A 25,674-nucleotide genomic window follows, 5' to 3' on the forward strand; every position below is an offset into this window, starting at 1 on the left:
AAGACGACCCGGCCGTATTGGCAGGCTGAAGCGCTTATTGCACTTCCACCGCCAGGCTTTCACTGATCTTTTTCTGCCAGATGGCAGGACCGGTGATGTGTACTGACTCGCCCTTGCTGTCGACCGCAACAGTCACTGGCATGTCTTTGACGTCGAACTCGTAGATCGCTTCCATGCCCAGTTCGGCGAAAGCCACCACGCGGGATTTCTTGATGGCTTGCGCCACCAGATAAGCCGCGCCGCCGACCGCCATCAGGTAGACAGCTTTGTGGTCCTTGATCGCTTCGATCGCGGTCGGGCCGCGCTCGGATTTGCCGATCATGCCCAACAGGCCGGTTTGCTCGAGGATCTGACGGGTGAACTTGTCCATCCGCGTGGCCGTGGTCGGACCGGCAGGGCCCACCACTTCTTCGCGCACCGGATCAACCGGGCCGACGTAGTAGATGAAGCGACCCTTGAGGTCCACCGGCAGGGTTTCACCCTTGTTCAGCATCTCGACCATGCGCTTGTGCGCAGCGTCGCGACCGGTGAGCATCTTGCCGTTGAGCAGGACGGTTTCGCCCGGCTTCCAGCTCTGCACGTCTTCCGGGGTCAGGGTGTCGAGGTTGACGCGACGGGCCGATGGGCCGGCTTCCCAGACGATTTCCGGGTAGGCGTCCAGCGGTGGCGCTTCAAGGGATGCCGGGCCGGAACCGTCGAGCACGAAGTGCGCGTGACGGGTGGCGGCGCAGTTCGGGATCATGCACACCGGCAACGAAGCGGCGTGGGTCGGGTAATCCATGATCTTCACGTCGAGTACGGTGGTCAGGCCACCCAGGCCCTGGGCGCCGATGCCCAGTTGGTTGACCTTCTCGAACAGCTCCAGACGCATCTCTTCGATACGATTCTGCGGGCCGCGTGCTTTCAGCTCGTGAATGTCGATGGACTCCATCAACACTTCCTTGGCCATGACGGCGGCTTTCTCGGCGGTACCGCCGATGCCGATGCCGAGCATGCCCGGTGGGCACCAGCCAGCGCCCATTTCTGGAACGGTTTTCAGCACCCAGTCGACGATCGAGTCGGACGGGTTGAGCATGGCCATTTTCGACTTGTTCTCGGAACCGCCGCCCTTGGCCGCCACGTCCACTTCCACGATGTTACCCGGAACGATGGAGTAGTGGATAACGGCCGGGGTGTTGTCCTTGGTGTTTTTACGAGCGCCCGCCGGGTCGGCAAGGATCGAGGCACGCAGGACGTTTTCCGGCAGGTTGTAAGCCCGGCGCACGCCTTCGTTGATCATGTCGTCCAGGCCCATGGTGGCGCCATCCCAACGCACGTCCATGCCCACGCGAACGAAGACGGTAACGATGCCGGTGTCCTGGCAGATCGGGCGGTGGCCGGTGGCGCACATCCGCGAGTTGATCAGGATTTGCGCCATGGAGTCACGGGCCGCTGGCGATTCTTCGCGCAGGTAGGCTTCGTGCATCGCCTGGATGAAGTCAACGGGGTGGTAATAGGAAATGAACTGCAGGGCGTCGGCAACGCTCTGAATCAGGTCGTCTTGCTTGATCACGGTCATGAGTCGCGCTCCTCTAAAAGACGGGAACATTCAATAAGGTGCTTGCAGCTTGGGTGCATCGGTCGGTTGCAAGCACCTTTCAAGGCACGCCGGGGCTGCTGGCGCGACGCTAAAAAGGCGCGGCAGTATAACGCGCCTCGGTTCCGGGCACACCCGCCGGTAGTCAATCGTTGGTCGCATACGCAAGTCGGTCGTGTGAATCCGATCCCTGTAGGAGCTGTCGAGTGAAACGAGGCTGCGATCTTTTGACTTTGCTTTTTAAAGGCAAGATCAAAAGATCGCAGCCTCGTTTCACTCGACAGCTCCTACATAGCTCTACACAGCTCCTACAATGGAAATCAGTCAGCGTTCTGACGCCAGTTTTCCGCTCTTAAAATTGAATGGTCATTTATCAGGCACGCTACTAAAGTGGCATTCGGTCTGTAGAGTAGGACACTCAAGCAGCCTCCCTTCGCACGGTGAGTCAACGATTGACCCATAACGCCATCCAGCGCTTGTTGCTCAAACGCTTTGCCCTCGCAGCCGGCACCTACGCCCTGGCCTTGCTGCTGTTGTGGCTGGCGTTTTTCACCGGTCATTACGATGAATCCCTGCCCAACGTGGCCATCGGCAGTGCGCTGGTGGTCATCAGTCAGGCGGCGTTGTTTGCGGTGTTTTACAGCGGCTGCAACCTGCGTTTTTCCGACCCCAGCCTGACCGAAGCGCAAGTGTTGCTGGGGCTGGGTTGGCAAACCTGGCTGATCGCCAATCTGGACGAGGCACGCGGCGCGTTCCTGGTGTTCTACGTGCTGATTCTGCTGTTCGGGTTGTTCCATCTTTCGCGCTTGGCCTTTTTGCGGTGCGCGCTGTTGGTGTTTTTCAGTTTCAGCGCGATCACGCTGTGGGAGGGCTACCACTTCCAGTTACCCGACCCGGCGCTGGCCGCGTTGCAGGTGTGCGTGCTGCTGATCGTGTTGGTCTGGCTGGAGCTTTATGCCCGTTACGTCCAGGCCTCCCGTCAACGCATGCGTCAGCGCCGATTTGCCTTGCAGGCGCATCAGGACACTCTGCGCGGGATGATGCGCCAGCTCGAAGACCTGGTGGCCACCGACGAACTCACCGGGCTGTTCAATCGCCGACATTTCCTGCGCCTGGCCTCCCGTGAGCTGAAGGCCATGGACGCTGGCGTCATGCATGGCCTGGCGCTGATCGACCTCGACCATTTCAAGCGGATCAACGATGTGCACGGTCATGCCGCCGGCGATCAGGTGCTGCAAGCCTTTGCTGGTGTGGCCACCGCCTGCTTGCGCGAGGGCGATGTGCTGGCCCGTTACGGTGGCGAAGAATTCGTCGTGCTGTTGCCCGATTGCAACGCCGAGCGCTTGACCTCCTGTTGCGAGCGGCTGCGCATTGCGTTCACGGATGTAGAACTGATCGGACTCAACGTCGCCCATCTCAGCTTGTCGGCGGGCATGACGTTGCTCGAACTGGGCGACGATCTCGATGAAGCCTTGCAGCGCGCCGATCAGGCGCTCTATCGCGCCAAGCGTGACGGCCGCAATCGTTGCGCGGCCGCGTGGGAGAACGTCGATGCCTGAGTTACGGGTCGGCGAACGCCAATGGTCGGTGGCGGCGGGCAGCAACCTGCTCGATGCGTTGAATCAGAACGGCGTGTCTGTGCCCTACAGCTGTCGCGCCGGCAGTTGCCACGCCTGTCTGGTGCAATGTGTCCAAGGGCTGCCGAGTGACAGCCGCCCCGACGCCCTGAGCGCAGACCAACGTCAGCAAGGCTGGCGCCTGGCGTGTCAGTGTCAGGTGGTCGAGGACTTGCAGGTGCACACCTTCGATCCTCAGCAGGACGGCCGCCCGGCCGAGGTGGCGGCTGTCGATTGGTTGAGCGCCAATGTGTTGCGTTTGCGCCTGACCCCTCAAAGCTCTTTGCGCTACAGCGCCGGGCAGCATCTGGTGTTGTGGGCGGGCAATGTGGCGCGGCCGTATTCATTGGCCAGCCTGCCGGAAGAAGACCGATTTCTGGAGTTCCACCTCGATTGTCGCCAGCCGGGGGAATTCAGCGACGCGGCCCGTCAGCTGAAAATCGGCGATTCGATCCGCCTCGGCGAGTTGCGCGGCGGGGCATTGCATTATGACCCGGACTGGAACACCCGACCGCTTTGGCTGATGGCTGCCGGCACGGGGTTGGGGCCGTTGTTCGGTATCTTGCGTGAGGCGCTACGGCAAGATCACCAAGGTGCCATTCGTGTCATTCACCTGGCCCATGATGCCGAGGAACATTACCTGGCCAAACCGCTGCAAGCCATGGCAGCCAGCCGCCCGAACCTGAGCATTGAGCTGTGGACAGCGGCCGAGTTGCCAGAGGCTTTGGCGCAACTGCGGCTTGTCTCCCGGCAAACCCTGGCCTTACTCTGCGGGGCCCCCGATAGCGTCGACGCCTTTGCCCGGCGCTTGTACCTGGCGGGATTGCCGCGCAATCAACTGCTGGCGGATGTCTTTGTTCTCCGTGGTTGAGCGCTGATTTTCAGACACCGAGACCACCATGAGCGATGCCATCCAGTTTGAACGTGAGCGCGGCCTGCTGACCCTGCGCCTCAACCGCCCCGACAAGAAAAACGCCCTGACCCGCGCCATGTACAGTCACTTGGCCGAAGCGCTGAAACAGGCGGATAGCGACCCCGAAATCAACGCCGTGCTGATCACCGGTTCTACCGAGTGCTTCACCGCTGGCAACGACATCGCCGACTTCATCCAGCAACCACCGAGCAACCTCGACAGCCCGGTGTTTCAGTTCATGCTCACCCTGCTCGAATGCCGCAAACCGGTGATCGCTGCCGTGGCCGGCGCGGCGGTGGGCATTGGCACGACGATGCTGCTGCATTGCGATCTGGTGTATGTCAGCCGCGATGCCCGCCTTCGCATGCCGTTCGTTAATCTTGGGTTATGCCCGGAGTTCGGCTCCAGCCTGCTTCTGCCGCGGTTGCTCGGGCAGGCCAAAGCCGCCGAGTTGTTGCTGCTGGGCGAAGGTTTCAGTGGTGAACAAGCCGCGCAGTGGGGCATTGCAACCGAAGCCTTGGGCAGTGGCGAAGCGGCGTTGGCCAAGGCGCGGGAGATGGCGTTGCGTTTCGAGTCGCTGCCACCGGAAGCGGTGCGCATCAGCAAGCAATTGATGAAAGCCCCGGACCGGGAACAACTGCGCAAGGCAATAGAAGAAGAGAGCGCACAGTTCACCCAACGGTTGCGCTCGCCGGAAGCGATTGCGGCGTTGACCGGGTTCATCAAACGCCATTAATTCGCGTTGACCGGGCGGGCCTCATCGTCGGAACGCCGCCCGGAGCAAGTCCGCTCCCACAGGATCCGCGCCTTAGCTGACCGGCATTGGCCATTCATGGTGGGTTTTTGCGTTTTCGGGGGGGATGAAACAGACCAGCGGTCACTTCTACTGTCAGTTCTGACAGTAGATTTTGCAGCCATCGAGGGGTTTAACTGTTCAAGTCACAAGGACGCAGACCGAGCCTGTTGCTTCGGTCTTCACTCATGGTTTGAAGGAGCAAGAACATGTCAGCACAACCTCACCTCGCCGGCAGTCTGGACCCTACCTTTGGTGATTCCGGCAAATTTTTCCCGGACTTTCCCGGCGCCGAGCTACTTAGTGTTAGCGCCTTGAAGACGGCCACGGATGGAAAAATCTATTTCGCCGGCGTTTACAGCACCGACGGTTTTGATGGGTACATGCTCGGACGCCTTGGTGCCGATGGTGCGCCAGACCTGACGTTCGGTAATGGTGGCTTGGTCACCGACACGTTTGCGGGGCATGCCGATTCGAAAGTCAGTTCCATCTTGCTGCAGGAAGACGGGAAAATCCTGTTGCTGGGCTCAGCCTGTTTTGGTCGGTTGAGCACGTTGGCTCGTTATAACCACAATGGCACCCTGGATGTGGGCTTTGGTACGGGCGGACAAACCATTATCGACAGCGCCGATGATGCTGCTCTCGACCAGCAGGATCAGGATGCGAAAACCAATGCCGGTGGGACATCTGCCCCTGCACAACTGTTGCCGGACGGGAAAATCCTGCTATGCAGCTATCAAACTTATGTTCGTCCCTTTCAGGGCCGGATTTACAGACTCCAGAGCAACGGTGCGCTTGATTCGAGCTTCAATGGTGTCGGCTACATTGTCGTCAGCCTCCCCGATGGCTCGGATTCCATGGTTTACATCCGTAATGTATTGGTTCAAGCGGATGGTAAATACTTGGCGTGCGGCAATTACAAATCAGCGGAGCTTGCCTTCGTCGCTCGCTACACCCCTGACGGCCGTCTGGATCAGTCCTTTGGCGATAAAGGTTTCGTCAGTGTCAAGTCAGACTCAGGCAAGCTAATGCGCTTTATCGACATGGCGCTACAGCCCAATCAGCGAATTCTTGCTATCGGCACCACTCTTACCGAACCCTTCGAAGGGTTGATGGTCAGCCTTGAACCCGATGGCAGCCCCAACATTCAGTTCAACAGCGGCCGTCCGCTGTATACCCGGCTAGATAACAAACAGACCGAGTGGGGCAATGCAGTATTGCAAGCCGACGGCAAGATCCTGGTCTCTGGCGCCATAGAAAACCAGGACGTCAATTTCTACGACGCGGTGCTGGCCCGCTATGATTTCAATGGCACGCTGGATCCAGTGTTCAACGGCAACGGTTGGCTTCGTACAAGGTTCAGCGCAGACAACCAAAACGTCGCCATGACATCGCAACGCGACGGGAGGATTCTGATCGCTGCTAGGGATAAGAATAGCCGTCCGGTGATTCTGCGTTATCTGCCCTAGTGTTCGATGGGCGATGAAGTCGCCTTTTGAATGAAAAGTTGCGCAGCCCAGGCTGCGCCACTTTGCTTGCCAGCGTCATTGCTGCTACGTATTCAGTGCGATGACTTCAATAACGTTGTGTCCGGAGACCCGGAGTAAGACGAAAAAAAGCCCCATCATTCACATGACGGGGCTTTTGTTTTTCAGCAACAGGTCACTCAGACCATCGGGTCGCCAACGTGCAGGATTTTCATCCCGTTGGTGCCGCCGATGGTGTGGTAGCTGTCGCCCTTGGTCAGGATGACCCAGTCGCCTTTCTCGACTACGCCGCGTTTGAGCAACTCGTCGATCGCAGCCTGGCTGACTTGCTCAGGCGGCAGGGACGCCGGGTCGAACGGTACGGTGTAGACGCCACGGAACATGGCCGCGCGGGCCTGGGTTTCGCGGTGCGGGGAGAACGCGTAGATCGGCACCGAAGAACGGATGCGCGACATGATCAACGGCGTGTAGCCACTTTCGGTCAGGGCGATGATCGCTTTCACGCCCGGGAAGTGGTTGGCGGTGTACATGGCCGCCAGGGCGATGCTCTGGTCGCAGCTTTCGAAGACCTTGCCGATGCGGTGGCTGGAGGTCTTGCTGGTCGGGTGCTTTTCAGCGCCGATGCAGATGCGCGCCATGGCTTGCACCGCTTCCAGCGGGTACAGACCGGCAGCACTTTCAGCCGAGAGCATCACGGCGTCGGTGTAGTCGAGCACGGCGTTGGCCACATCGGACACTTCGGCGCGGGTCGGCATCGGGTTCTGGATCATCGACTCCATCATCTGGGTCGCCACGATCACAGCCTTGTTGTGGCGGCGTGCGTGCAGAATGATTTTCTTCTGAATGCCCACCAGCTCGGCATCGCCGATTTCCACACCCAGGTCACCACGAGCCACCATGACGGCGTCGGAGGCATTGATCAGCGCGTCGAGGGTTTCGTCATCGGCCACGGCTTCGGCGCGTTCGATCTTCGCCACCAGCCAGGCAGTACCGCCGGCTTCGTCGCGCAGTTGACGGGCGTATGCCATGTCGGCGGCGTCACGCGGGAAGGACACGGCGAGGTAGTCGACCTGCATCTCGGCAGCGAGCTTGATGTCGGCCTTGTCTTTTTCAGTCAGGGCCGGTGCGGTCAGGCCGCCACCGCGACGGTTGATGCCTTTATGGTCGGACAGCGGGCCGCCGATCAGCACGGTGCAATTCAGTTCGGTGGCATTGGCGGTATCAACGCGCATCACCACGCGGCCGTCGTCGAGCAGCAGCTCGTCGCCCACGCCGCAGTCCTTGACCAGATCCGGGTAGTCGATGCCGACGACGGTCTGGGTGCCTTCGGTCAGAGGATGGCTGGTGGAGAAGGTGAATTGATCACCGATCTTCAGCTCGATCTTCTTGTTGGCGAATTTGGCGATACGGATTTTCGGGCCTTGCAGGTCACCCAGCAGGGCGACGAAGCGGCCGTGCTTGGCCGCGAGGTCACGCACCAGCTTCGCGCGAGCCTTGTGCTCGTCGGGGGTGCCGTGGGAGAAGTTCAGGCGGGCGACGTCCAGGCCAGCCAGAATCAGCTGTTCGAGAACTTCCGGCGAGTTACTGGCCGGGCCAAGGGTAGCGACGATTTTGGTGCGACGGACGGACATGCATAGACTCCTGAGTTCAAGCGCTGAGTGAGGCTACTATGGTCCGATGTTGTAGTCATTGTTCGTTTGCACTACTTATTCGTTTGTTTATTGAAACGAACATTCCTGAAAGTTTTCAGCCCCGCCGATTTCAATAAACCTACCGTTTGTCGGCACTGTTATTTCTAACAGGTAGGCAGGCGCTTGGGGGCGGGGTTGAATGCGCTGGAGCCTCGTCAAAGGGTGACGAGTCAAGGAGATGACAACATGACCACGGATACTCAGGTACTGCTTGCGCCGGTAATCACTGAACCGAAAGAGGGCGCAAGAGTGGAACGCAGCTACAGGCTCATGGGAACCGGCAAGTCAGGGGCCGAAGTTGTCGTTACAGCGGAAGGAAGCAACGTTGAGGTTTTGCGAACCATCGTATCGGATGGTAAATGGTCAGGTACCCCTGATAAAGATCTGCCCGAGGGTACGAATAGAATTACTGCATCCCAGCGCGTTAACAGCGACTATTCGATTCCGTCGCCGGTTCGAGCATTTACGGTCAAATGACCGGAACGTCTTCGTTCATTTGCAAGCCCACTGAGCCTTGGCGGTTCAGTGGGTTTTTTCGTTCGGTCCAGACTGAGTGCCGCACCTTCAGTTGATACTCCGAAGCGGTTGGTTCGATACCCCATGTCTTTTGCTGCTACTACACGTTCAACTCCATCACCCGATCATTGAAGATTTCCGCCAACGGGTCGATACAGAGCTCAAGACAGGAGAACCCCCATGCGATTCGTGCTCATTGCCGCCCTTGCCATCAGTGCCCTCAGCGTCACGGGCTGCACCCGTTGGTCGATGAACCATCATTTGAATAACGCCTACAGCGCCTATGACCGTGGCAATTGCGAGCAAGTAACGCTCGAGCTGTCCAAAGTCGAACGCGCCAGCCGCGCGCGCCCTTACGTGTGGCCGGAAGTGTCGATGCTGCGCGGGCTGTGTCTGGAGCGGCAGAAGCTGTTTGTCGATGCGGCTCAAACCTACCAGTTCATCATCGCCTCGTACCCGCAAAGTGAATACGCCTACCGCGCCCGCGCCCGCCTGGAAACCTTGCAGTCGCTGGGCCACTATCCGCTGCGCAGTGCTGCTGCGGTCGTGCGCCCGACGCAGTTCTGATTGTCAAAGGCTGGCTCACCGGTGGTGGTGAGCTATAGTCGAATAGTCGGTTTAGAGCCTTGCCTCTCATCGACGCAACACCTGTGATCGGCAGGAGTAAGCGGCAGCGGCTTTATGGACTGTCGCACCGGGATCGGGGAGAGCGCGCCCATGCCTCTGTATAAAAAGAAGCAGGCCCGTTCCGAAGCATTAGTGCGGCTCTGCTTAAGAGCCTTGCTGGGCCATTTGCGCATGTTCACTGACCGCCGGATCGAGCGGCATCAACTGCCGTATTTTCTAAAAGTGTTCAACAGCGTCACCGACAAACCCATCGGCTTTCTGGGCAACGTGTCCGAAGACGGGCTGATGCTGATCAGTCAGTTGCCGATGATGATCGGCGCCGATTTCGATTTGCGCCTGAAAATCCCCGCCAGCGATGGCTGCATGCAGGTCATTGATCTTCAGGCGTGTTGCCTGTGGTGCCATGAAGACACGACCCCTCACCACTATGACGCCGGGTTCAGCCTGCAACGGGCACCGCCGGAGTATGGGCAACTGGTCAGCGCCTTGAAGCAATACTTCAGTTTTCAGCCGTTGCCTGCTTCTGCCTGAAATCTACGCAATCTTGGCGATCGCCATCGCGAGCAAGCTCGCTCCCACAGGGTCTGGCGTTGTTCACAAAACGTGTGTTCACCGCAGATCCCTGTGGGAGCGAGCTTGCTCGCGATGGCGTCAGTGCAGACAACCAATAACTAACAGCTAAGCCGTAGCAATCGCCTGCTCGTTCTCCAACGACCTCTCCACCAGCCTCAACGCCTCAGTCCGCGGCTACATTTCCTTGCGCCGCAGGAAAGTGACGGGGTGTAGGGTGACCGCTCGTCGGGACTGTCATATCTGACAGGTAGGCAGGGTTATCTCGGTTTGGCTTAAATGTCTCCAGACAAATGGCGGTTTTCCCACCACTGGAGACATCGATCATGTTGGATCAACCAGATCAACCAGATCAACCAGATCAGACCATTAATCTCCAATACCGACCTCTAACCCGGCCTCTTCCTGGCGCTGGGGTTTCGCGTCTGGATTTCTCCATTAAGGGGCCTTCCGGACAGTCTTCAAGCGACGTTCAAGTTGACTTGCATTTCAAGCGTAACGGTACTCATGTCGGTAACGATAAGATAAATATCTACACCAACCCTTTTGAAACTAAGAGCGTGTTTACACGGCCAGGAATTTATAATGTCCATTACACGTACCTGAATAGGGACTCTGATAGGTGGTCTTATTGGTACGATTCAGGGGCTTTTTGCGTCATGGACCCGGTCGCTATTAATCAGATACCGCCGATTTTGTATGAAAGAAGGCCCACGTTTCCAGGAAGTGGCCAGGTATACTCGTTTGTGCAACTTGTCAGGGCGGACAATCATTCTGTTGTTCTAAGCAATCGCAGTTTGGTTTCTTCATTTGGGCGTTGGGAGCTGTCGCTCAATCAGGATCTGCCCCTAGGCAATAACTCGATTAAGGTTAGCCAGTGGGAAGCCGGTTACACCCCGATCTACTCTGCTGCACGCAACTTCTTTGTACTCAGGAGGACGGTCATCACCTCACCCACTGCGAATCAGCTCGTGGCGAGTCACGAGATAGTCTTCAGGGGCGAAACCCACCCAGACGCCAGGCTTGTTGTGGTCAGGGCGACCAATCATTGGAATGAGTTCAGCCCGGCCATTCCCGCTCCAGGCTCCGGCAATTGGGAAGCGCCGCTGAATGTAACGCTGCCAAGTGGCGACGTGAGTGTGCAGGCTCAATATATAGTGAGCGGTGCCCCTCTCGGCTATTCGGATGCCGTGACTTTTAAAGTGTTAGGTGTGCCGGCCATCAGTACTCCCGCTGCCAGTAGCGAGCAAGAGCAGATATTTACCGTTACTGGTAACAATGGGCTAACCGGTGCCAAGGTCGAAATATACAAGGACGCGTTGAGCGGCAAGGTCGGTGAAAGCGGCGTGTTAACGGGGGCGAACTGGACCGCTGAAGTCACTGTGGACCCGGGGAGCCAATCTCTGGTTGCGTTACAAAAACATAGCGGGAAACAGTCACTACGCGGCGCCCCCCGCACCTTCAAAGTCCGACCACCCCAGTTATCGCCAATCACTGTTACGCACCACAACAACAACTCAACCGTCCGGTTGTCCGGCACAGGGTATCCGGGGGCGCTCGTCCACATCCATTACAGCAGCAATACCTCCCCCCCATTTGAGGGAGTTCCCGTTGCCGATAACAGGACATGGTCAAAGGACATCGTGGGTTTTTTGCCAAGCCTTGCTCTATATAAATTCGGCGCACAGCAGAGCGTTTCTGACGGCGGCAGTGGTCAGATCAGGAGCACGGGGTGGACGTTGGTGTCGGTGACGGTGATTACGCCCAAACCGACCGTCGACGCTCCGACGCTGAGCGGACAGATCCCTACGTTCAGTGGCAGGCGCAATGTTTGGGGCGATAACAGGGTCGCTATCCAGATCACGCTCAACGACGCCGCAAACCCGAATATTCCGGATCTCATTGCCGTGTCGGGCGAGCCATGGCGCACCACGGCGACCGGCAAAATTGCCCCAGGCAGTTACACCGTCAAGGCGCGGCAAGGAGTAAATAACCGCTGGTCGGAGTTTACGGTGCTGACTGAGAAGCTGATTATCCAGCCCGATCTGCCGGAGCTTTTCTCCCCGGCCGCTGGAGTTGAAACGCAACAGACTGTGCAGTTTCATGGCAAGACCTGGCCCAATGCCCAGGTCGTCGTGCGCTTTAAAAATGGCGAGCCGATCAGGACGGTGAGCGCCAATGGAAGTACGGGCGAATGGAGCTTCAACTACACATTACCTCTGGGGCTGGTCGAGGTTCAGGTGCTATCGACGTTTGGTGGACAGACGTCGGAGGTGAAGAATCAATCCTTCCCGGTCAAGACCCCACCCCCGACGATTAACTTTCCGACCGCCAACAACAATGAAGTCCCTCCGAAACCGGTCATAGAAGGCACCGGGATTGCAGGCTGCTGGGTTCATGTTTACTCGTGGAACACGGATCTCCAGTTAGGCCGAGACCAAGTGGGCACGGACAACACATGGAAGGTGACTCTCGACGAACAAAACCTCGGTGATTTGCGTATTTATGCCAGGCAGATCTTCAATACGACCTATGCATCCAATGGGACTGATGCACTGCTGATCAAGGTGGTTGTGCCGTCCCCCTCCATTGAGGCGCCTGTAAATGGTACGAGACCCGCGCGGACCTTTACCGTCAGCGGCGAGGGTGGTTGGCCGGGGGGTGTCATCGACCTGACACTCAATGGGCAGCCGTCGACCTATAAGGACATTCAAGTGCAAACCGACGGTTCATGGCAGGAGGAGGTGACCTCCGTGGTGGGTTTGCTCGAGATCAAGGCAATCCAACGGTACAAGGGCGTTCCCTCCAAAGACAGTCTCACCTGTTCGGTGACAGTGGTGCCTGCCGTGCCGGTGATTGATACGCCCAGAGAAGGCGAACTGATGTCTGAGACGGTTGTGTTTTCCGGGTTCGGTTATGCAGGGGATTCGGTGAGGCTTTATCGCAGGGGACTCCCGTTCGAGACGCATGGCCCTGTCCCTGTCAGCCCACGGGGAACATGGTCGTTTCCCCTTCGTTGGGCAGAGCCCGGAAAGCCCTTTACCGTTACCGTGGAACAGATCGCGCCCGGTAATTATGTATCGGACATGTCCCCAAGCCGTAACTTCACGCTGCTCTCGACAGCCCCGACCATCACCGCCCCTGTAGAGGGCGATTGGGTCGGTGTCAGACCAGAGTTCAGTGGTTTGGCAACGCCTGGGGCCACCATCAGCGTCGCCTCATGGTTTGACACCGCTAACCTGCTGGCGCCGCCAAAGGCAGCTGATGACAAGGGCGTATGGAAAGTGACGGGCAACCAGAGTCTGCCCGTCGGCGCGGCGTGGGTGGTCGTGCGCCAGACCCTGCCGGACGGTACGGCATCGGAGTGGGCCGAGAGTGGGCGTTTTATGGTGGAGGAATAGCCACCGGTTTGAAGCGCCCGCGAGGGTGATTGATTTCGGTTGATACCTCGCTGTCCCCCTATGGCCCTCTTGTGAGGGCCATTTTTTTCTGCTTTCGCTGGCTTTCAAGGGCCATGCATCCCGACCAGCGGTCATCACAACTGTCAGTTATGACAGTAGACCGCACCTCATCAGCAAGCGCTAAATCGAGTTGTCTAGAGCACCCACCCACTCACGGGTGAAGTTCGGCATTGGTTTTTGCCTGAGGGGGAAATACCGCAATGAATACATCTGACAATCGGCCGATTCATCAATTGATCAAGGCGGTGCTGGGGGAGCGGCGCATTGGCATGTTCGGGCCTTTCGATGACTACATCGCGCAAAACCCCAGCGTGTTCGACCTGATAAAACTAGGGCCTACCGGGTTAGAGAAGCTTGGCCTGAGTCAGGAAGAAGCCCACTCCCTGATAGTCCGAGGCGATGCCCTGGCCCTGTACATCGCCAGGGCGTTTCGTGAACAGAGGCTGAGGCCGGGCGGCCCGAATGCGCAGAGCGCAGGGTGGGTGATAACCAAGGTTCCGACCTACGCAGAGTTGTTCAAGCCTGATTTCTCCGCCTGCAGCCCGGTCGATGCTCTTGAGTCCAGCGCCTCGACGACTGCCTATATGGTAGAGCTGCGCGAGTGGGTGCACGACAAGCTTGTCCCCCTCGGCGATGTAAATCGAACGCTACCGCTGGGGGTACGACGGCCGGATGTGGACAAGCATCTGATCGACCCTATGGCGGTGAACCGCACCTTGTCCGCGCTTGAGATCGTCAATCGGGTACTCGAAGCTCAAATCAGCGCGAAACATTCGAATGACAGCATCGATGATTTGCTGCGCAGCACCCGCTATCACAATGGCCTGCCCTTTGACCCGGATTGGGCAAGCATTACCTACGTCATCAAGGCTGCGCTGGGCAACGACTCGTTGGGTGAACTCATTGCTCGTACGGACACGGATTATCCGTATTTCAAGAACCCGGGGGCACGCGGCAGCAAGTCCGATATTGCACTGCGCCAGAGTACCGATTTCGGGCCCATCCGGCAGGCGCTGTTGTTGGAGGCTCCGTACTTCCCGCTCAACGACACTCAGGCCGCGAAGCCGTTACGACGGGTCGATCCCCGGACTCGGTTAATCGATCCAGCCCCTGACAAGTCTGCCGGGGATTTTTACCTGAAGAATTTTGGTCGTATCGGCCGTATTGATGTGCGCCAGTTATGGGTTTTTTCCATGGCGACACAACTTTCCCCGGCAGGTGTCGAGGCGCTTTTGGGATTGGCAGCCTTTGCCCCCACACTCTCTGAAAATGCCCCTGCGCTGGAGGATCCGGATAAACCTGATTCCGGCGCGTATTTCGGGGCGGCGTTTATCCATGCGGAGCAAGGCCCTGCGATTACCTTGGTCCGGGGCGGGCTGGGGAACAATTTCGAGCTACACAATGTGGGCGAGGATTCCAGCAAGCTCCTTGAGCACCGCATGGACCGCATCAACCGCAAGTGTCGTCTGGACCGCTGGCTGGGTTTGCCCAGTCACGAGGTCGACCAACTGCTGATGGCGGCAATCCACGCCGAACGGCGTGAGGGCCTTACCACCTCGGTGTGGATCACCGATAACACACTGCGGGCCCTGGGGCTGTTTCAAGTGTTGCGCACGGACTATGAATGCAGCGCCGAAGAATTCGCCGCGTTCATCGATGTGATGTCGGTGTACGGGCGGGACGAGGTGCTGTCCCACTTCGACCGTGTGTATAACCGGCAGTCGCTGTACCTCGAGCCCTTGAAGATCGATGACGTCGAGTTCGCGATCATCCCGAGGACCGAGGCCGATGAGCGCACGGTGCAGCAGATTTGCAGCGGGTTGGAGATCAACTTCGAGACCTACCGTTACCTGGCGACCGTGATTGCCAAGGCCTTTGACCTCAAGACCCATCTGATACGCAACCTGAAAGTGTTCTCCAGGTTTTATCGGTTGGTCAGGCTGGCTCGGCTGTTAGGGGTCACCCCGGTCGAGGCGACGGCGTTGCTGCAAACCCTGGGCAAAGGGGATGACTGGGTGGCGCAGCTGGCGGGTGCCCCGCGAGTGGCGACCTACATGGGCGGTGAAAGCACGGATGTGTTGAGTGTGATACGCGCCCTGATGGACTGCGTGCGATGGTGTCGCAGTTACGATATCAGCGTGTTATGGCTGGTGCAGAACGTGAACCCGGTGGTGGTGCCGGCGGTCTGGTCCGAGGGGCAGGAGCGCTTGTTCCAGCAACTGCACAGCCAGGTGAAACCGGTGCGGTTGGTCGAGGCCATGTTGCTGGAAGAGGGGGTACCGGCACTTGTCGACAAAACAACGGGCGAAAGCAGAAGCTGGTTGCCGCTGTTTGACGCCTTGGTGGATGAGCACGGCCTGGTGATGGGGGAGCACGATGAAACCGAGGAGCAGTATCTGGAGTACGCGCAGGACCAGATCATGGAAGTGCTTGAAGACGAGATGCCCGGTGAGGATGCAGGCGGGCCTATCACACGTGAGCGCGAGCGTATTCAGGCACTCCTCCTGTCGGTGCTGCTGCGCAGCCGGGCCGAGCAGCACTCTGTGGTGCAAGAAGGATTTGCAGTGTTTCTCGGCCTGCGCTCGGAGCTGGTGCCGTGGGTGCTGTTCTGGGCTCAGGGCCACGCGTATCCGTTGTTGCAACAGGCCATGACGATGGGCCCGGGCGACAAGCGCCGCTCACTGGAAGAGCCGGACCCGGCAGATCCCTTTCTTGAAATGCTGGCAGAGCTGGAGCGGCGCAGCAAAGTGGCGACCGGACTGGCGCTGAGCCCCGAGATGCTCGCCACGCTCCTGACGGGCGATCAGTACCAATGGTTCAGCCTGGAGAGCCCCTATGAGATGTCGATCAAGACCGTCTATTTTCTGGCGTTCTATGGCCGAATGATGACCTTGGCCCGGCAGCCTGAAGCTTAGATACTCGACTACCTGCGTCAGGTCAATCAACTGCCTGATGATCTCTCTGAAGACGGGATGCGCCTGGTGCGCGATGCCGCGGCCGACAAGCTGGCCGCGTATTTTGGCTGCGGGATCCGGCATGTGCTCGAATGCGCGGATCAGGCGAACCCGGTAGACCCGGACAGTGAGGTTCCGGCAAGACCGCTGCTGCGCACGCTTGCCCATCTGGACCTGTTGGTTCGCACCCTGGAGCTGTCGAGGCAAGGGCTGGATGCAACCACCGGGTTTATGTTGGGCCGTCTCACACCCAGGGATCTGGAGTCGGTCTATACCGCCGCCGCACAAACCGCGCTGGAGAGCCTGGCCAAATCAGCCACCTTGAAAATCGTCGAGGAGTCTGGCGAGGTCGGGCAGAGCGTCACTACGCGTTGCACCGTCGATTCGACCATCTTGATTGCCAACCTGGCGCAAGAGGTCGCCGTGTTCGACATCACCTTGCTCGATTTCTACGGTGAACCGCTCAAGGGTGTTGATATCGAATGGACCACGGATCTGGGGTATCTGCTCGACTCCACAACCAGGACCGACCACCTGGGACGCGCCACGGCCCGTCTGCAGGCGGGCGCGCGAATGGGCACGGCCCATGTCCGCTTCAACCTGCTGATGCGCGATCCAAGCTATGCACCGTCGGTGGTGATTGGCTGCGATGAAGCATCGCTCAACTTCCCATCGGAGTTCATGTCGAAGCTGCCCAATGATCCGGTTCTGGCAGGGCACCTCACAGAAGTTGAGGTCGACGCAACGCTGGTCGACATGTACGGCAATCGTGCCGCCTTACGACCGGTTGCCTGGGCGACCACCCATGGCCGCATCCGCCCCAGTGAGACCTTTACCGATAAAAATGGCGTCACCCGCGTGAGGATCTCCAGCCTGAGCGCAGGTGAGGCCAGGGTCTCGGTGACGTACCCGAATACTGAACACAGCGCGAACTTCAACGGGAAAATCACCTTTGAGGAGCGTCCGCGGATTCTTGATAAGCCTTACGCCATTAGTCAGGCGGTGCAGGGTCAGGTGCTAAAAATGCAGTGCAAGGTGGTCGGGCTCGGTGGGCAGCCGGTAGAGGGCGAGACCGTCAATTGGTGGACTAGCGAGTCAACTACCAGACACCCTGTAGATAGTTCTGACGATGGACTGTGTACATTCGAACTCACGCCGCGGGCGGGCGGGCTGACCGTCTATGCGCAACGGGGCACTGACTCCGTTATGAGCGTTGAAATTTGGGTGGCGAATGACGTCTTCATCCCGAGTTACTCCGTGGACTATCGGCTTCCAGTTGCCGGTGCTCGTGAGCCCAGCATGCTCTGGATTGATGTCAAGGTGCAGAACACCCCGGCAGCACTGGGCGTCGCCAACTATCCGATCGAATGGAAGGTCGATAGCGACCCGACAGATACAGGTTTCCCAACCACCGAACTCATCGCGACCAATGCCGAAGGCCGTTCGAGCTTCCCGTTCAAACAGCCAAAGCCTGGCAAGTACAAGGTCATGGCAACGCTGGTCGGCAAAGAAATCGAGACCCAGTCGTTCGAGTTGACGGTCATTCCGGCCTTCGTATGGAGGGTCAAACTGACCAATATCTCCACCGGGCAAGAGCAGACCTCCGGTCAACTCGATCTGTTCCGAGGCGAAGAGTATGAGCTCGAGATCGTTCCCGCTGATCTTGTGCCACTCGAGGGCACCCGAGGCGCGTTGGGCTGGAGTTCCGATTACACGAGGAAAGCCCTGGGGCTGGAGTTCGATCCGCCACTCGCCGAGCACTTTACGTTTGAGGGCGATCAGAAGCAGACCTGGACCATCAAGGCGGGCGACCTCAAGAGCGGCACGTTCCAGCTGGGCTTGCTCTGTGACCGGCTCAATGAGGCCTTGATCCTGGAGGGGACATTGAGTAAGCGCCCATTGCCCAAACGACCGCGCTCGGCCTGAGGCCCGGCACTATCGAATCATTGATCGGGCGGTGCCTGCCCGAACCTACTGTTGGCCTGCCGTGGCGTTGCGTCGCCACGGGTCTGGCCCCTCAAGCGTCGCGACAGGGAGCAAGAACGTGGACAAACTCCATATCGATGAACTGGCGGAACTGCGCAGGGATGCGCTGGTGCAATACATCCTGGGTCAGAAAGTCTGGGCGGAGAGCCCGGTAGTCCTGCTGACACCCAATGATCTGTATGAATACCTGATGACCGACCCACAGGACAGCGCCAAGCTGCAGGCGACCTGGGTTTCGGCCCTCGTCAGGTGCCTGCAACAGCATATTCAAGCGGTCTACAGCGGCATGGAACCCGGTTACGAGGACAGCCACTTCGACGAGGAGGATTTGCAACACTGGTATCAGATTCTCAGTCACTACGGCACCTGGGCCGGTAACCAGATGCTTATGGACTATGCGGAGAACTACATCGTCCCGTCGCTGCGCCTGAAAAAAACCGCATTGTTCAAGGCCCTTGAAAACAGCCTGAACCAGATGCGCCTCAGTACCGGCTCCGTGCAGTTGGCCCTGCAAGAGTACTTGCAGAGCTTCCAGCGCACCTGTGATCTTGAAGTGATCAGTGGCTACATCGATGGCGGCAATTACCAGAACGCGCCGTACTACTTTATCGGCAGAGAAAGAACCCCTCCCCACGCGTATTACTGGCGCAAGGCTCGGGTCGAGCTGACCGATACCACCCCAACGCTCAACCCCACGGCCTGGGGCGAGTGGCAGTTGATCGATACGGGGGCGACGGGCAAGGTGCTGGATATCCGTCCGGTGCATTGCGGGGGCCGCCTGATGCTGGTCTGGTGTGAATGGCGAGATCGGCAGCTGGATAGTGAGGGGCGGGTGAGCGTGCCTTGGTCTCTGGAGATAAAGGTCACGCATGCCGGCCTGAATGGCCAGTGGTCACCGCCCATGACCTTGCATCAGCGTGACTGTGATCACGATGTCTCCAAGGGCCGGATGACCGCGGTGGTCTTTGGCGGCGGTGACCCTCGTGCTGACCGCCTGGCGGTTTGCTACACCAATAGTTCATCCCTGACAGCGGTCTCTGCGCCCAATGACGTAGAGATTCATGTCAACGTCGATACGATGTTTCGCAAGGTCGCGGATGACCGGCTGGCGATGCTGGCGTTGACCTTTGCCCGCTTTCAGTCGCCGGACACCTTGCAGCACAAAATCCTTGCGACAGATCTCTCGCCCATCACTATCGGGTTTACGAAGGAGGTTGAAGGCAGCATCAATGATCAGCTGTCGCTGGAGGTGATCCACACGCGCGAAGCTGATGGGGGTAAGGTCTGGGACGTCTTGCGGGTTCGCGGACGTTGCGATGCCGTGATCGAAGCCCGGCGTGCGATCAAGACGCTGTCCATTGGCTGGCAAGGGCGTGTTTCAATGACCACTCCGGTGTTTGATATCCGGCTGGTCGAAGCGGGGGAGGATCGGCTCACGGTCACGATCAGCACGTCCGAAAAGCCGACCGCCAGTCTTGAACTGATGTTTCAGAAGGCGCTATTTCATTCGTTTGCCGCTAATGATTTCAAGGAAACGGAGGTCGGTTCGGATGTCTGGGTCGCAACCGTCACTAAAAAGTTGTCAGCAGTGCAATTGTCGGCACTGATGGCAATGACGCCAGAACAGATTTTGACCGGCGCAGGTTTTTCGGTGTCGTCGTTGGGGGAGACCCTGGCGAACGACACCAACCAGCTCGTGCCGAAGATTTTTTACGCAGCGGTGCCTTTCATACTGAGGTTTCCTGCCAGAAGCGAGATCGACGTTCTCGACTGGACCGCGACCGGTGAATTGAACGGTGACTTCGCAACGCCCTGGTTGACTTACCGTCGGGACATTGCAGCCCTCTCAACTCTCGCCTTGTTCCCCATTGATGCGCCGATAGAATTCATCTTCGGTGTCACGGACTTAGCTCCGGGATACGGGCGAAATAAATATGCGGTGAAACTGAACGCGTACTCGACGCTGTATGTCATTCCTTCCATCGTCAGCAACTCAGACGCGGCGCAGTTCCTGAGTTTCAATAAATCTGATCAGACCCTTAAATATGTCCGTCTGAACTCCAAGTTCGGCCCGGTGCTGGTAGAGCGCGCAGCGATCTCAACCGACGCGGTGTTGGCCTGGGACATCCAGCATGTCGAAGAACCTCCACTACCGAACGGGACTGTTGAAACGAACGGGCCGTTCGATGGCTGCAATGGCTTGTTTTTTTGGGAGCTGTTTTTCCACCTGCCGGACCTGGTGGGGTCACGCCTGATGGAGGAAGGCCGTTTTCGCGAAGCGCAAGGTTGGTTCGAATACATTTTCAACCCGCTGGCGCGGGCGATAGAGGCGGATCCAGATGATCTTGACGTCATCCCGGCCCCTCCTTTCTGGCGTTGCCGTCCCTTGAACATTCCCCTCAATCCGGCCTATGAGGCGTTTGCCCCCCACGACCCGGATGCGATCGGATATACCGCACCGGTTCACATGCAAATCGCCATTTTCATGCGCTATGTCCGCAACCTGATTGCCTGGGGCGATGGGTTGTATCGCCAGTTGAGCCGCGACAGTATGGTCGCCGCCAAACTGTGCTACGTCAGAGCGTTATCGTTGATGGGCGAGGAGCCGGATGTACGCACGGCCAACGCCTGGACGCCGGCCAAACTGGAGGATTTATTGGAACAGATCCGGGGGCGGGAAGACCTCAAGGCGTTCGAGGCTGCTTTTGACCTCCACCAGGCGGAGGTCCCGTTGGGCATGTCGGCCACGCCTCGGTTGGGTTTGCTGGGCAGCGGTGTTTTCCGGCCTCCGGTCAACGAGCAGTTGATAGCAGTCTGGGCCATTCTCAAGCAACGGCTGGCCAACCTGCGCAACGACCTGACGATCGATGGCAAGCCGCTGTCGATTCCGCTGTTCGACGCGCCGGTCGACCCGCTGGACCTGTTGCGGGCGCAGGGGCAGGGGAACTCGGGCGTGCCACGCAATCCTGGTGGCCAGGTGCAGGTGGTGCCGCATCGCTGGCGTGTCATGCATGAGATGGCCCTGCGTGGAGTACAAGCCCTCGCCGAGTATGGCGATCAGGTTCGCCTGTGCCTGGAGCAACGTGACCGCGGGCAACAAGAGGAACTGCAGCAGAAACAGATGCTTGAGCTGGGGAGCTATGCCAGGACTGTACAGATGGAAACCATCGCTCAGTTGGTGGCGACTGAAGCCTCCTTGAGGCAGAGCGAGGTCATGGTCAAGGCGCGGGCGGATCATTACACCAAATTGGCCGATCCCAAAGAAGGAGGAGGGGTGTCGCAGGCCGAGTATGACGTTCTGGAAAAAATCCTGTTGGCGAAAAGGATTGGCCTGGGTGCAGCGGCCGCGCAGACGGTTGGGGCTGGGCTCGATTTGCTTCCCAATATTTTTGGGGTTGCAGGTGGTGGCTATCGATTGGCGGCTATTCCCTATGCCATCGGCTACGGTATCCAGGTTGCTGTAGATGCCTTGTTGATCGAAGCCGAGGAGACCGGAATCAACGAGCAGTACCGGCGTCGTCAGGTGGAGTGGGAATTGGCCCGCGACCAGGCGGGCCTGGAAGCCCAGACGCTACGCAAGCAGATCGAGGCCCAGCGACATGCCATCAACGCAGCCCGGGCCAGCCTGGAGCAAACCGACCTCGCCAATGCCCACGCCCAGCAACTGTTTGCGTTCTACAAGAACCGTAGCACCAGTCAGGCGCTTTACAGCTGGATGCTGGGGCAAATGAAAACCTTGTACTTTCAACTCTACGATGCCGTGGTTGCGCTGTGCCTGAGTGCCGAGACGTGCTGGCAGTATGAAATGGGCGATTACCAGGAGCGTTTCATCCGCCCGGATGTCTGGCTGGACACCTTCCATGGCTTGACCGCCGCCTACTCGTTGAAACTGGACCTGCTCAAAATGGAGTCGGCCTACCTCAAACGCAACGAGCGCCGGATCGAATTGGTCAAGACGATCTCCCTCAAGACGCTGCTGGAAGGGGGGAGTGAGGATGATAAAAAACATTGGAAGGAGCTTTTGGCAGGCGACCGCGGGACGCTCGACTTTACGCTTGGACAGAAATGCTTCGATGAGGACTACCCAGGGCATTACTGCCGACAGATCAGTTCGGTGGCGATTACCTTTCCGGCAGTGTTGGCCCCTTATCAGGACGTTCGCGCCCTCCTGATGCAGGTGGGCAGCTATACGGCAACCCAACCGACCCTCGATTCAGTGAAGTACCTGCACGAGCTGCCCTCCAGTGATCCGATACCGCTGGGGGTGATTCTGAATGTGCGCCCCCACCAGCAAATCGGTGTGTCAAAGGGGCTGGAAGATAACGGTATCGTCATGGATTTCGACAATAGCCGCTACCAACCTTTCGAAGGCACTGGCGCGGTGTCAACGTGGAGATTGACGTTTCCACGGCATGGGGACACGCCACAACAAACACTGCTCAACTCGTTGACAGACATCATCCTCCACCTCAGTTACACGGCTAAAGACGGTGGGACGGCCTTCGCTGCGGCGGTTGAAGGCAAACTTGGATCTGCGACGTGACCGGGGCGCAGCCCGGTAAGGGCAGAGCACATCAATTGCACTTGAAGAGGGTGTGCTCATGAGCGAGCCAACGATCACTGCCAATCACAACTTTATTGTCAATGGGCAGTTCCTCGAGACCTTGGAGGCTCCCTGGATAGTTAATGATGATGCAAAGGTCATCATCGCTGAAGAGCAGTGGAACGGCGCTGCCACCAAGCATCTGCGCCTGGTCAACCAGGGGACTGCCGAACAAGCCATTACGCTGGTGGACCTTCCGAAACCAACGGCGGGTAGGGCTGACTATCGACTGAGTTTCTGGTACGAGGCCACTCAGGGCGCGGAGTGTAAGGTGCAGATTTCCTCTGGATCGAGCGGAACGAAGACGGAGCTTCTTGTGCCAACGCGCCTTGGCGAACTGGAGCGCGGCGATGAGTCCGAGGAACCCTTTGATCTGGATCTTCAGCGGCGTGAATATAACCTCGACTGGTTGAAACCGGAGGAGACCACCGTCACCATCACGTTCATCAGTCCGGCAAATGATCGTCCGGGTATGTCTCGGGGATTACGTGTCACCCAGGTGATGATTGAACTGGTCCTTGAAGACTTGAAACTGAAGAGCTGGACACTGGACCCGCTTGTCCACACGCTCGATAAACCATTGCGTCTATGCTTCGGTGCCACTGGCGAAGAGGCTTTTGCGTTCAAGATGAAACCGGTCGATGACAGCGTGTGGAACGGGACGAAGGTGGGGTTGCTGGTGAATGAGCAGACCACCGACCCCAGAGACATGATCGGTACATCGCCGCCCTTGGGATCGGAGCAGTCCATAACAGGGACGTGGTTGATCAGTTGCGCGGACGCGGACGGTGACGAAGAGGACATTGAAAGCGTACTGAACGTTCGCAGTCAGTACACCGCGCCAATCTATTCGATACCGGTTTTGTTGGGTAATTACCGGCTCGATGTCGTCGCGGTGAGAGAGGCCGATTACTACCCGGTGGTTGATCTTAAGCAAGAGGTGAGGCTGACCGTACGTGTGGAGTCCCACTATACGAAAAGACCCATGGCCAATCGTGAGGTCACCTGGACCCTGAAAGATCCGAACGTCAAGGACGATATTGTGTTGCTCAGGCAACCCACTGACGGTGAGGGTGAAGCCAGTTACACCTACACACCGGATAAGGAGGGCGAGTATGAAATCGTCGCCTCCGTCGACAGTCATTATAAAAAGGACGACGCCAGGTACGCGTTCAATGTGCGTGTCCTGAAGGAGGATCCATGGCTGAGCGCAACATTTTCGCTTGATGGTCCGCCCCGTTCCTGGACGTGGGGAGAGCAGACCGCCTACCCAGGTCGCGGCGCGACTCATGGGGTGACGCTGGCGTTCCCGACCAGCCACGCATTGGCCGATACCGACCTGGCGTTGCATTGGACGGGGGACGATACGCCCGATGGTCTGGGCGTGACATTCGAGCCCGAGCTTGATGCCTTGATCCCTATCGCGGGGCAGGGTCTGACGTGGAAAATGGCGTGTGAGAATCGAAGAAACAGCCGTTTCGAGTTCAGCGTCCGTTGTTCGAAACTGTTGGAACCGTCCCCTTTGCAGACGCTGGAACTGGCCCATAACTGGTTGGCTCTTGGGGAGGTGAAGCAGTCGTCGAGATTTTCGGCGGTGGGCGGTGCCGACCTCCAGTTGGAAGTTCAAATACTGTCGCAGGTTCCCGATGTGGGGGGCGTGTCAGGGGTTGATGTCCAGTGGAGTATCAACGAGTCGCCCGACGAGACATTGCGGACGGGCATGGACGGTTGGTGTGTGTACCCCTTCAGTCCTGTCGAGGAAGGTGCTTTCAAGATCACAGCCGAAGCATTCAGCCCTTATGAGCCCCCGAATCCCAAGTATGAATTCGATGTCACGGTTTTGGCTGAAAATCCATGGAACAAGCTGGTAACCGTGACACTGAATAGCCGCCAAGAAGAAAGGGTCGGACTGCTCTGTTTTCGCAATGTTGAGCCGGTAGACCTGCTGATCATGCCGGCTGAAGACACCCTTTTGTGCGAAGAAATCTATCTGGATCTGACGAGTGCAGGCGATTCGAGTCTGGGCTTTTTCTTCAACCCTCCGATGGAAAACAAGCGTCGATTGACCGAGAACGGGTTGACTTGGAAGGTTCATTCAACCTCCGAAATCAGTGCTCGTTTCCAGTTGAACGTGTGCCATGACGATTTGTCGCCTTTTGAGTTGCAGGGGCGACTGCTGTCGAAAACACTTGAGGAAGAGGGAACGTTCGAGTTCGACGACAAGAAGCTGGCCTTCGGAAGCACGGCGTATCCCTGTCTGGGAGGTGAGCACACCTTACGCTTTACTCCCAATCCCAGCAGCCTGTTGATCGGGCTTGAGGTCACGGCAAAGTTGGCCGATGCGTCAAGCCATGCACTCAATCTGGAGCTTGAACCTAAAACTCCGCGGGAACTCACAAGTGACGGCCTGGAGTGGACGCTGGACGGTCGCGACAGCACCGAAAGCGGGATGTCGGGGCTCTCGCTGGAGCTCAATCAGGCCGGGTTTACTTTCCCAGCGGTGCCTATGTCGTTGGGGCACAACCGAGTCAAGATAGCAAAGGTGCGTGAGGCCAGTTTTGATCCGGAGGTGGGGCAGACCGTCACACTGTGGCTCAATGCAGAGTCTTTCTATACCCGTCAGGCAGTGGCAGATGTCGAGGTGAGTTTTAAGCACGGAGGCACTTCAACACCGATTTTTACCGAGAATGACGGCTGGGCAAAATTTGATTACCCCGCCACACAACCGGGTGAAGACTGCGTTATCGCCACGGTGCGAAGCCCATACGATGAGCCTGATGCTTTCCCTTCTCATACCTTTGAAATCAAGGTGATAGCCGCTGGCACCGAAGAGTCGGGCACCCGTGTGTCGACTTCAACAACGCAGACGAAAAAGGGATAA

General features: G+C 58.2%; 14 protein-coding genes. 12 read left to right on the forward strand and 2 right to left on the reverse strand.

Annotation, left to right across the window (positions count from 1 at the left end):
- Window positions 1–34 precede the first annotated feature (34 nt).
- Window positions 35–1,558 (reverse strand): fumarate hydratase, encoded by a 1,524-nt coding sequence (locus WLY71_RS12015; protein WP_347803710.1) that lies wholly within the window; start codon window positions 1,556–1,558, stop codon window positions 35–37.
- 470 nt (window positions 1,559–2,028) lie between these two features.
- Between WLY71_RS12015 and WLY71_RS12020 the strand changes: the two genes are divergently transcribed.
- From WLY71_RS12020 to WLY71_RS12035, 4 genes are all read left to right on the forward strand, one after another.
- Window positions 2,029–3,135 carry a GGDEF domain-containing protein gene (locus WLY71_RS12020; RefSeq protein ID WP_347803711.1) on the forward strand — a complete coding sequence of 369 codons (1,107 nt, stop codon included), beginning with the start codon at window positions 2,029–2,031 and terminating at the stop codon, window positions 3,133–3,135.
- Window positions 3,128–4,063 carry an iron-sulfur-binding ferredoxin reductase gene (locus WLY71_RS12025; RefSeq protein WP_347803712.1) on the forward strand — a complete coding sequence of 312 codons (936 nt, stop codon included), beginning with the start codon at window positions 3,128–3,130 and terminating at the stop codon, window positions 4,061–4,063. The genes WLY71_RS12020 and WLY71_RS12025 overlap by 8 nt, the downstream gene beginning before the upstream one ends.
- A 28-nt stretch (window positions 4,064–4,091) precedes the next feature.
- Window positions 4,092–4,841, forward strand: a complete 750-nt coding sequence (locus WLY71_RS12030) for an enoyl-CoA hydratase-related protein (protein ID WP_347803713.1) — start codon at window positions 4,092–4,094, stop codon at window positions 4,839–4,841.
- Between the two features lie 266 nt (window positions 4,842–5,107).
- Entirely contained in the window at window positions 5,108–6,367 is a 1,260-nt protein-coding gene (locus WLY71_RS12035) for an NHL repeat-containing protein (RefSeq protein ID WP_347803714.1), read from the forward strand.
- 197 nt (window positions 6,368–6,564) lie between these two features.
- Here the strand turns inward: WLY71_RS12035 and pyk are convergent, their stop codons facing one another.
- Window positions 6,565–8,016: a pyruvate kinase gene (pyk, locus tag WLY71_RS12040; protein ID WP_347803715.1), complete on the reverse strand. Its 1,452-nt coding sequence runs from the start codon at window positions 8,014–8,016 to the stop codon at window positions 6,565–6,567.
- A 246-nt stretch (window positions 8,017–8,262) separates the two neighbouring features.
- On the opposite strand from pyk, the gene WLY71_RS12045 reads away from it, so the two are divergent.
- From WLY71_RS12045 to WLY71_RS12080, 8 genes are all read left to right on the forward strand, one after another.
- Window positions 8,263–8,553 (forward strand): hypothetical protein, encoded by a 291-nt coding sequence (locus tag WLY71_RS12045; RefSeq protein ID WP_347803716.1) that lies wholly within the window; start codon window positions 8,263–8,265, stop codon window positions 8,551–8,553.
- Between the two features lie 219 nt (window positions 8,554–8,772).
- A complete protein-coding gene (locus tag WLY71_RS12050; protein ID WP_140676880.1) occupies window positions 8,773–9,159 on the forward strand; it encodes a tetratricopeptide repeat protein in 387 nt (128 codons plus the stop codon).
- Between the two features lie 231 nt (window positions 9,160–9,390).
- Window positions 9,391–9,750 (forward strand): PilZ domain-containing protein, encoded by a 360-nt coding sequence (locus WLY71_RS12055; RefSeq protein ID WP_347803728.1) that lies wholly within the window; start codon window positions 9,391–9,393, stop codon window positions 9,748–9,750.
- 698 nt (window positions 9,751–10,448) lie between these two features.
- On the forward strand, window positions 10,449–13,190 hold the full coding sequence (locus WLY71_RS12060) for a hypothetical protein (protein WP_347803717.1): 2,742 nt from the start codon (window positions 10,449–10,451) through the stop codon (window positions 13,188–13,190).
- Between the two features lie 293 nt (window positions 13,191–13,483).
- Window positions 13,484–16,165 carry a Tc toxin subunit A gene (locus WLY71_RS12065; RefSeq protein WP_347803718.1) on the forward strand — a complete coding sequence of 894 codons (2,682 nt, stop codon included), beginning with the start codon at window positions 13,484–13,486 and terminating at the stop codon, window positions 16,163–16,165.
- 57 nt (window positions 16,166–16,222) lie between these two features.
- Window positions 16,223–18,130 carry an Ig-like domain-containing protein gene (locus WLY71_RS12070; RefSeq protein ID WP_347803719.1) on the forward strand — a complete coding sequence of 636 codons (1,908 nt, stop codon included), beginning with the start codon at window positions 16,223–16,225 and terminating at the stop codon, window positions 18,128–18,130.
- A 61-nt stretch (window positions 18,131–18,191) separates the two neighbouring features.
- Complete coding sequence (locus WLY71_RS12075) at window positions 18,192–22,733, forward strand: Tc toxin subunit A-related protein (protein WP_347803720.1); 4,542 nt, start codon at window positions 18,192–18,194, stop codon at window positions 22,731–22,733.
- A gap of 58 nt (window positions 22,734–22,791) precedes the next feature.
- Window positions 22,792–25,674 (forward strand): hypothetical protein, encoded by a 2,883-nt coding sequence (locus tag WLY71_RS12080; protein WP_347803721.1) that lies wholly within the window; start codon window positions 22,792–22,794, stop codon window positions 25,672–25,674.

The organism is Pseudomonas rossensis, assembly GCF_039888995.1.
Classification (GTDB): domain Bacteria; phylum Pseudomonadota; class Gammaproteobacteria; order Pseudomonadales; family Pseudomonadaceae; genus Aquipseudomonas; species Aquipseudomonas rossensis.